The sequence below is a fragment of the Spirosoma soli genome, assembly GCF_042684525.1.
In the GTDB taxonomy this organism is placed as follows: Bacteria; Bacteroidota; Bacteroidia; order Cytophagales; family Spirosomataceae; genus Spirosoma; species Spirosoma soli.
This window is the reverse complement of sequence record NZ_JBHULN010000045.1, coordinates 1-2212: the sequence shown is the minus strand read 5'-3', so window position 1 is coordinate 2212 and position 2212 is coordinate 1. Positions and strand designations below refer to the sequence as shown.

General features: G+C 59.3%; 1 protein-coding gene. It reads left to right on the top strand.

All coding sequences use genetic code 11. The annotated features are described in order from the left end of the window. A partial coding sequence (locus ACFSUS_RS28985; protein ID WP_381528775.1) for a beta strand repeat-containing protein occupies nt 1–2212 on the top strand: 2212 nt, incomplete at both ends.

The following is a 2212-nucleotide window of genomic DNA, read 5'->3' as shown; positions in this document are numbered from 1 at the left end:
ATCAGTGATACGGCCGTGCCAACGGTAACGGCTTCAGCCAGCAACACCATCACCGTTAACCAGCCCACGGCCACCATCAGCACCACGGCTACACCCGGGGTGAGCTACGTGTGGAGCACGGGGGCGAGTACGCCAAGCATCTCGGTGAGTGCCGCAGGCACCTACTCGGTGACGGTGACCTCGGCCAACGGCTGTACGGCTGCTACGACCACGACGGTAGTGAGTGATACGGCGGCCCCAACGGTAACGGCTTCAGTGAGCAACACCCTGACCTGCGCTCAGCCCACGGCCACCATCAGCACCACGGCTACACCCGGGGTGAGCTACGTGTGGAGTACGGGGGCGAGTACGCCAAGCATCGTAGTGAGTGCGGCTGGCCCGTACTCGGTGACGGTGACGGCGCCCAACGGCGCTACAGCCCTCGCCATCACGAATGTCTTTAGCAACACAGCGGTGCCAGTAGTAACGGCTTCGGTAAGCAACACGCTGACCTGCGCACAGCAATCAGCAACAATCTCAACCACGGCTAGCCCGGGCGTAACCTATCTATGGAGTACTGGAGCGACCTCGTCAAGTATTGCAGTAGGCACGGCCGGTCCGTACTCAGTGACAGTGACCTCGGCCAATGGTTGTAAAGCCACCACATCCGTGAGCGTTGAGCAAAATATTGCTCCACCAACGGGTGTTGTAGCCAGCAACACGGGGCCGCTAACCTGTACGCTGACCACGGCGACGGTATCTGTAACGGCTGCTGGACCGGTGACCTATCTGTGGAGCAACGGACAAACGACGGCCAGCTTCTCAACCAGCATCGCCGGTACGTATTCGGTGACGGTAACCGCTCCAAACGGTTGTACCGCTACGGCCAGCACTATTGTTACGCAGGATGTGCTTGCTCCAACAGTAACGGCCACGAATACCGGTCCGTTGACCTGTACGCTCACTACCGCGACGATCAGTGCGAGCAGCTCAACCCCAGGCGTAACGTATCGGTGGAGCAGCGGGCAAACAACAGCCAGCTTCTCAACCAGTATTGCCGGTACGTATTCAGTTACGGTAACCGCTCCAAATGGTTGTACGGCGGTAACCAGCACCACTATTCAGATCGATCAGACTCCACCGACGGTAACAGCGAGCAACACGGGTCCGCTGACTTGTACGCTCACGACGGCCACGGTCAGCGCGACTGCAAACGGAGCGATAAATTACGTGTGGAATACAGGTGCTACGACGCCAAGCATCACAGCTAGTGCCGCGGGCACCTACTCGGTGACCGTAACGGCCGCCAACGGCTGTACGGCTACCACCAGCAGCATCGTTCAGCAGGATGTGTCCGCTCCGAGCGTAACGCTGGCTAACACGGGGCCTTTGAACTGTACCCTGACCAGCGTCAGCATCACGGCTACAACCAACGAGCCAGTAAGCTATGTGTGGAGCACCGGCGCGACCACGCCAAGCATCACGGCCAGCGCAGCGGGCACCTACTCGGTTACGGTGACCTCGGCCAACGGTTGTACGGCGGTGGCCAGCAGCAACGTTACTAGTAACACGGTAGTACCGACGGTGACGGCCTCTGTGAGCAACACTATCACGGTTAACCAGCCTACGGCGACGATCTCGACGCAGGCTAGTCCGGGCGTAAGCTATATCTGGAATACCGGCGCGACCACGCCAACGATTTCAGTGAGTGCCGCGGGCACCTACTCAGTGACGGTGACCTCGGCCAACGGTTGTACCGCGGTGGCGACCACGACAGTGGTGAGCGACACAGCAGCCCCAACGGTAACAGCTTCGGTAAGTAACACCATAACCTGTACTCAGACAACAGCTGTTGTTAGTGCTACAGTCAGTGGTAACACCGCTAATTATCTCTGGAGCACAGGCGAGACAACATCAAGTATAGTAGTGAGCGCGGCTGGACCATATTCGGTAACGGTGACGGCACCTAACGGGGCTACCGCTGCCACGACCGCCACGGTGGTCAGCAATACGGTCGTGCCCACGGTAACGGCTTCGGTGAGCAACACGCTGACCTGTACTCAGCCCACGGCCACCATCTCGACGACGGCTAGTCCAGGCGTAACTTACCTGTGGAGCACGGGGGCGACGACTTCGAGCATCTCGGTGAGTGTGGCGGGTCCGTACTCGGTGACGGTAACAGGTACCAACGGCTGTACAGCGGTGACCACAACCAACGTTATCAGTGATACGG